Origin of the sequence: Pseudoalteromonas sp. SR45-5, from assembly GCF_014163565.1 — a bacterium.
GTDB lineage: Bacteria > Pseudomonadota > Gammaproteobacteria > Enterobacterales > Alteromonadaceae > Pseudoalteromonas > Pseudoalteromonas distincta.
Window position 1 is genome coordinate 1 of the sequence record NZ_JACJDN010000157.1, and the last position, 7,117, is coordinate 7,117.

Below are 7,117 nucleotides of genomic sequence, written 5' to 3' on the forward strand. Positions count from 1 at the left end.
TGAAAAAATTCCCATAACATTTACCTCTGTAATTAAAACTTAGTTAGTCTGCTATAACTAGTATCAATATGCTTGCCAACTTTTTAAAAGTTAAAATACACTTTATTTTCATTACGTTAAACTAAATATACAAATTTCTTTAGTTATCCCTAATTATGAAATACACTAACTGTTAGTAAAAATGACCAAGAGTTAGGAAATATGAGCCAATATCGCCAACAGGATAATTTACTCGGCCAATCAGATAGCTTTCTGTCTGTATTAGATCAGGTATCGCAACTGGCTAATTTAGATAAACCGGTACTTATTATTGGTGAACGCGGCACAGGTAAAGAGCTAATAGCAGCACGCTTACACTTTTTATCAAAACGCTGGGATCAAAACTACGTAAAGCTTAACTGTGCAGCGCTTAACGAAAACCTACTCGAAAGTGAGTTATTTGGCCACGAAAGCGGTGCTTTTACGGGGGCAAGTAAACGTCACGAAGGTCGTTTTGAACGCGCTAACAGCGGCACACTGTTTTTAGATGAATTAGCTAATACCTCAGCTATGGTACAAGAAAAACTGCTGCGCGTTATAGAATACGGTGAGTTTGAACGTGTTGGCGGCAAACAAACTGTAAAAGTAGATACCCGCTTAGTGTGTGCGACAAACGAAGATCTTCCTTATTTGGCCGAGCAAGGTGAATTTAGAAGTGATTTACTCGACCGTTTAGCCTTTGATGTAATTACCCTGCCACCACTGCGCGAACGCCAAGACGATATTATGCTTCTTGCTGAGCAGTTTGCGATGAATATGGCGCGCGATTTAGAGTGGGAACTGTTTAGCGGTTTTACCCGAAGCGCAACAGAAACACTGCTTAGTTATGACTGGCCTGGTAATATTCGTGAACTTAAAAATGTGGTTGAACGCAGTTTGTATCGCCACGGTAGTGAACATATTCCCGTTCACCAGATTATTTTAGACCCATTCGATAGCCCATTTAGACCAAAAGCGCGCATTAAAGCACCTATAGCAGCTCAAACGGTTAATGCCGAGCCTATTCTTGTTGCGCCACCGATTACTCAAGCAAGCAGTAATGTAGCCGTCGATATTCAATTTCCGTGCAGCTTAAAAGAGCGTTCAAACGACTTTGAAATAAACATGATTAATAAAGCACTCGAACATAGCCAATTTAATCAAAAGAAAACTGCAGAAGTACTTGGTTTAACGTATCATCAATTACGTGGTTATCTTAAAAAATACAACTTGTTGGATCAACAATAGTCAGAGGTTATGCGGGTGCATAAATTATTACTTGTTTTGCTTACCACCACTTTAGTTGGTTGCCTTGATAGCAAAGAAGAAATCATAGAAGAAAAAAACCAAGGCTTAGTTTATTGCGCTGAAGCTAACCCTGTGTCGTTTAATCCGCAAGTCACGACCACCGGTTCAACTATTGATATAATTGCTAACCAATTATACGACCGCTTAATTAGCATTGACCCTGTTACGGCAGAGTTTCAAAGTGAGCTGGCGACCGATTGGAAAATTAGCAAAGATGGTAAATCGGTTACCTTTACCCTGCGTAAAGATGTAAAGTTTCATACAACTTCTTATTTTACCCCATCGCGGGACTTTAACGCCGACGACGTTATATTCACCTTTAGCCGATTATTCGATGTATATAATCCATATCACTTTGTGGGCGATGCCGATTACCCGTATTTTCAAAGTGTAGGAATTGATCAACTTATTCGCAAAATTGTGCGCGTGTCTGACTACCAAGTCCGTTTTGAATTGTTTAATCCTGAAAGTAGTTTTTTAGCTAATATGGCTACCGACTTTGCCGTGGTGCTTTCAGAAGAATACGCCATGAAACTTAAGAAAAATAATCAAAAAAACTTATTTGATCAGTACCCTATTGGCACCGGCCCGTATATTTATAAAGAATACCGCCGAGATCATCTTGTGCGCTTTTACCGTAACCCACTTTATTGGAAGCATGACGTTGCACTTGAGCAATTGGTTTACGATATAACCCCTAACGGCACTACGCGCATAGCAAAAATGCTGACTAAAGAGTGCGATGTAACGGCTCATCCAAGTAGTGCACAATTGAGCATTTTAGCGCAACGCGATGATATAAACGTCGAAAAAGAAACAAACTTAAACATAGGTTATTGGGCATTTAATACAGAGCGTGCTCCGTTTGACGACTTACGCGTACGCCAAGCGCTTGCGCACGCAATAGATGTAGATAAAATAATGCAGGCGGTTTATTACGGTAACGGTACTCGCGCACAATCTATTTTGCCGCCAACCTCTTGGGCATTTGAGCCACAAGAAGATATACCTACGTTTGATCCAGAACTTGCTAAAAAATTACTTATTGAAGCAGGGTTGCCTAATGGCTTTGATATGACGATATGGGCTATGCCTGTGAGTCGTATTTATAATCCCAACGCACGTAAAATGGCTGAGCTTATGCAAAGTGATTTACGCAAAGTAGGCGTTAACGTCAGTATTGTAGAATATGAGTGGAATACGTTTATTCAACGTATTGGCGAGCATAGGCACGACAGTGTATTACTTGGTTGGGCCGCAGATACACCCGACCCTGATAACTTTTTTAGCCCGCTGCTGAGTTGCACCGCTACTTTTAGTGGCAAAAACCCTGCAAACTGGTGTAATCCCCAATTTGATTTATTGCTTACTAAAGCACTAGACACCACTGATTTAAACAAACGTAAAAAATACTACGAAGATGCACAAAGCTTAATTATTAAAGAGTTGCCGTTATTACCAATTGCTCATGGCTTGCGCTTTCAAGCAAGTAGCGCTGATGTGGAAGGCATAACACTTGGCCCGTTTGGTGCTATTTCGCTTGCTAATGCGAGGAAAAAATAATGATCTTAGATTATATTTTACGTCGCCTTGGTTTGTTCTTTTTTATGATACTAATGCTCAGCGTATTTACGTTTTCACTGGCGTATTTATTTCCCGGTGATCCGCTAAGTAATTTAAGTGGCATACCAAGTGGTAACTTTGCACAGCATAGTGAGCTTGAGGATAAATATTTATACAACAGCAATTACTTTATGCAATACATTGCCTTTTTAGGGAGAATATTTCAAGGCGATTGGGGGCTTTCATTTGCCTCTGGTAACAGCGTGTTTAGCCATATTATTGACTTACTACCGGCTACTTTAGAGCTAAGCGTATATGCATTAATTGTATCGGTTGTTATTGGTGTACCTACTGGCATTTTAGGCTCTGGCTATCATAAACGCTGGCCCGACAAACTTATAAACTCTGTCACTATGGTAGGTTATTCAATGCCTGTGTTTTGGCTCGCATTGTTGTTAATAATGGTTTTTTCATTAAAGCTTGGCTGGTTTCCTATGTCGGGCAGAATGGGCCTCCTTTACGAAATACCCGCCAGTACAGGGTTTATATTAATTGATATTGCTCTAGCTGGATTTCCATATAAAGGGATGGCCTTTGTTGATGCGCTGCGTCATTTAACACTCCCTACTATTGTATTGGCCATGTATCCAACCACGGTATTAGTGCGCTTTACTCGCGAGTCTATGCTTAAGGTAATGGATCAAAACTTTATTAAAACAGCTAGGGCAAAAGGCCTTAACCGCCGTCAACTTATCATGCACCATGCACTGCGTAATGCTCTACTACCGGTAATTAAGCAAATTGGTTTGCAATTTAGCACCTTGATAACACTTGCGATGATTACTGAAGTTATTTTTTCTTGGCCGGGTATTGGCCGATGGTTAATCGATAGTATTTATCAGCGCGACTTTCCTGCAATTCAAGGCGGATTAATGGCGGTGTCTTTATTTGTTATTTTAGCCTCTATTACAGCTGAGCTTACTTACACTTTATTCGATCCACTCTCGCGGAATCAGGCCCATGGCAAAGTTTAATTTATTTTCTGAAGAGTCGAATAAATCGCCACTTGCGCGATTTTGGCGCAAATTTAAAAACAATCACCCAGCTTTGGTTGGTTTATGGATATTTATGGCGTTTGCATTATTGGCCGCCACAGCTCCTTTTTTAGCGCCCTATGGCGTAAACCAACAGCATAGTGATGCACTACTCATACCGCCCTCATGGCGAGAAATGGGCGATGTACGCTTTATTTTAGGCACCGATGATTTAGGCCGTGATGTACTCTCGCGCTTAATGAATGGTGCAACATATACGTTTGGACTTTCTGTTGTAGCTGCCCTAATCACGACCCTATTTGGTGTATTAGTGGGGACTTTTGCAGGGATTAGTAAAGGGTTGCGTTCAAGCTTTTTAAATCATTTACTTGATATAACACTTTCTATTCCTTCTTTGTTATTGGCCATAATAATAATCGCCATACTCGGTCCTGGTTTAATGAATACCGTATGGGCAATTATTTTAGCGTTACTACCGCAATTTATTCACTCGGTGCGCAACCTAATTGTTGATGAATTAAGTAAAGATTACATTACTGCGTTTAGACTCGATGGCGCATCTAATTGGCATATAATATCGCGCGGTATTTTCCCTAATATTTATGAGCATATTGTGGTTATATTCACGATGGCGCTTTCTACTGCGATATTAGATATTTCAGCACTGGGATTTTTAAAATTAGGGGCTCAGCCACCAACGACCGAATGGGGCGCAATATTAGCCGAAAATCTAGGCCTTATTTATTTAGCGCCGTGGACTGTAGCGCTACCTGGTGTACTGTTATTTTTAGCCGTGTTATCTACTAATTTAGTAGGCGATGGCCTGCGACAAGTGCTAAAAGCACGTAAGGCTGATTAAATGCAATTACTCGATGTTCGTAACTTAACAATTGAACTACGTACCTCTGAAACTGTAATTAGAGCTGTAGACAGAGTGAGCTTTAGCTTAAAAGAAGGTGAAGTACATGCGCTTGTGGGCGAGTCTGGCTCTGGCAAAAGCTTAATAGCAAAAGCGATTATTGGTGTATTAAACGAGCGCTGGGATATTACTGCCGACCGTATTCATTGGCGCGGCGTAGACTTAATGCGTTTAAGCCCAGAGAAACGCCGTAAAATAGTAAGCCAAGATATAGCGATGATCTATCAAGACCCAAGTCGCTGCCTTGACCCAACCGCTAAAATATTTGACCAAATTGCTGAAACACTCCCAGAGGTCGCAACTAAAGGTTTCTTTTTAAAACGCAACCGAGAGAGAAAAGACAGAGTAAAAGCGCTTATTCATAAGGTGGGTATTAAAAACCACGAAGCGGTACTAAGTAGTTACCCTCATGAGCTCTCAGAAGGCGTATGTCAAAAAGTAATGATTGCGATGGCCATTGCTCGCACGCCTAAACTTTTAATCGCTGATGAGCCCACTACAGCGCTTGAGAGCACAACTCGCGCACAAGTATTTAGGTTACTAAAAAGCTTAAATCAACTTAAAAACATGTCTATTTTGATGATCTCTCATGAACTGGAAGAGATTGCACATTGGTCGCATGGCATTCATGTTTTATATTGCGGGCAAATGGTTGAAGCAGGCCCAACCCATGAAATATTTAAACAGCCTCGCCATCCATACACGCAAGCATTACTAAAAAGCTTGCCAGACTACGAGCAAGGCTTAGCACATAAAGAACCTTTTTATGCACTTAAAGGGACTATCCCTACCCTGCAACATTTGCCCATTGGCTGTCGCCTTGGGCCGCGTTGTCCGCAAGCACAAAAAGCCTGTGTGGTTACACCAGCCCTAACTAAGCATCATGGTCATAGTTATGCGTGTCACTTCCCGTTAATTAAGGACATGAAGTAATGCAACCACTGTTAAAAGTACAAGCACTTTGTAAAACCTTTAATGTGCGAGCTGGGCTTTTTTCACGTAAAAAGTTTGAAGTCCTTAAAAACATTTCATTTTGCGTAGGTAAAGGTGAAAGCATTGCCATAATTGGCGAAACAGGCGCAGGTAAAAGTACGTTGGCAAAACTACTTTCAGGAGCTGATAGCGCTGATAGCGGGCAAATTTTGCTCGAGAATAATATTATCGAAGATAATGGCGTACGCGATAATCAATGTCGCCATATTCGTATGATTTTTCAAGATTCAGCTGCATCGCTCAACCCGGGGTTAACCATTGGCGAAATGCTTGATGATTGCCTGCAATATAATACTGAGCTTGATGCTAGTGAACGCACTGAAAAGATTGATGCAACGCTTTCTAAGGTGGGTTTGTTAATTGATCATAAACACTACTACCCGCATATGTTTAGTGTGGGGCAGCTACAGCGTGTAGCGTTTTCTCGTGCATTAATTTTAGATCCTAAGGTGATTGTACTTGATGAAGCTGTTTCATCTTTAGATCCCTCCATACGGGCGCAAATAGTAAACTTGTTACTTAAGCTGCAGCGCGATACAGGCCTTACGTATGTGATGATCACTCATCATTTAAGTTTAGTACGTCACATTAGTGATTTTGTAGTTGTACTTGATAAAGGCGAAGTGGTTGAATACGGTCCTACTGAAGATGTTTTTCAAAACCCTCAATCAAAAGTAACGCAGCGTTTATTAAGCTGCTAAAGCAGATTATAAATACCTAACTTTTTTGTAAGGTAACCGTATTTAACTAGGTCTTCTTGTTAATTGTATTTAATTAACAAGAGATCTCATGCTTAAACAAAAGTTACTACTTAGCCTTTCCCCATTACTCCTTCTATCAGCCTCAGCTATTGCTGATACAAATTGGGTTGGTGGCGTTGATCATTTAGGTTTAACCGTATCAAACTTAGATGCATCCAAAGCATTTTTTACTGATGTACTTGGCTTTAAAACGCTAGGGAATGACCCAGTCTATCCTGCTTATTTTTTATCAAACAATAAAATAACCATTACATTATGGCGCGTGAAAAACGATGCAAAACGTGTGGAGTTTAATCGAGCAGAAAATGTGGGCTTACACCATTTAGCACTCAGTGTTGAAAGTATCAAAAAGTTAAGCGAGCTACATGAACACTTAAAAATGCAAAATAATATTATTATAGAGTTTGCACCCGAAAACTTAGGTAGCGGCCCAACCCAACATATGATGATAAGAGAGCCTAGCGGCAATCGGATTGAGTTTATTGCCAGAGGTAATTAAA

7 protein-coding genes are annotated in these 7,117 nt (G+C 40.5%); all 7 read left to right on the top strand.

The window, feature by feature from the left end; translation table 11 throughout:
* Positions 1-201 precede the first annotated feature (201 nt).
* The 7 genes from pspF (at position 202) to H5072_RS08050 (ending at position 7,116) form a co-directional block, all read left to right on the top strand.
* On the top strand, positions 202-1,266 hold the full coding sequence (gene pspF / locus H5072_RS08020; RefSeq protein WP_182693204.1) for a phage shock protein operon transcriptional activator: 1,065 nt from the start codon (positions 202-204) through the stop codon (positions 1,264-1,266).
* A gap of 15 nt (positions 1,267-1,281) precedes the next feature.
* Positions 1,282-2,889, top strand: coding sequence for an ABC transporter substrate-binding protein (locus H5072_RS08025; RefSeq protein WP_024596506.1), 1,608 nt, complete (start codon positions 1,282-1,284; stop codon positions 2,887-2,889).
* Complete coding sequence (locus H5072_RS08030) at positions 2,889-3,923, top strand: ABC transporter permease subunit (protein WP_002958336.1); 1,035 nt, start codon at positions 2,889-2,891, stop codon at positions 3,921-3,923. The genes H5072_RS08025 and H5072_RS08030 overlap by 1 nt, the downstream gene beginning before the upstream one ends.
* Positions 3,910-4,803 carry an ABC transporter permease subunit gene (locus tag H5072_RS08035; RefSeq protein WP_002958337.1) on the top strand — a complete coding sequence of 298 codons (894 nt, stop codon included), beginning with the start codon at positions 3,910-3,912 and terminating at the stop codon, positions 4,801-4,803. The genes H5072_RS08030 and H5072_RS08035 overlap by 14 nt, the downstream gene beginning before the upstream one ends.
* The gene (locus H5072_RS08040; RefSeq protein WP_002958338.1) at positions 4,804-5,796 is read left to right on the top strand and encodes an oligopeptide/dipeptide ABC transporter ATP-binding protein; all 993 of its coding nucleotides are present in this window, start codon (positions 4,804-4,806) and stop codon (positions 5,794-5,796) included.
* The gene (locus H5072_RS08045) at positions 5,796-6,557 is read left to right on the top strand and encodes an ATP-binding cassette domain-containing protein (RefSeq protein WP_002958339.1); all 762 of its coding nucleotides are present in this window, start codon (positions 5,796-5,798) and stop codon (positions 6,555-6,557) included. Before H5072_RS08040 ends, H5072_RS08045 begins: the two co-directional genes overlap by 1 nt.
* 88 nt (positions 6,558-6,645) lie before the next feature.
* Positions 6,646-7,116 (top strand): VOC family protein, encoded by a 471-nt coding sequence (locus H5072_RS08050; protein ID WP_024597287.1) that lies wholly within the window; start codon positions 6,646-6,648, stop codon positions 7,114-7,116.
* The last annotated feature ends 1 nt before the right edge of the window (position 7,117 follow it).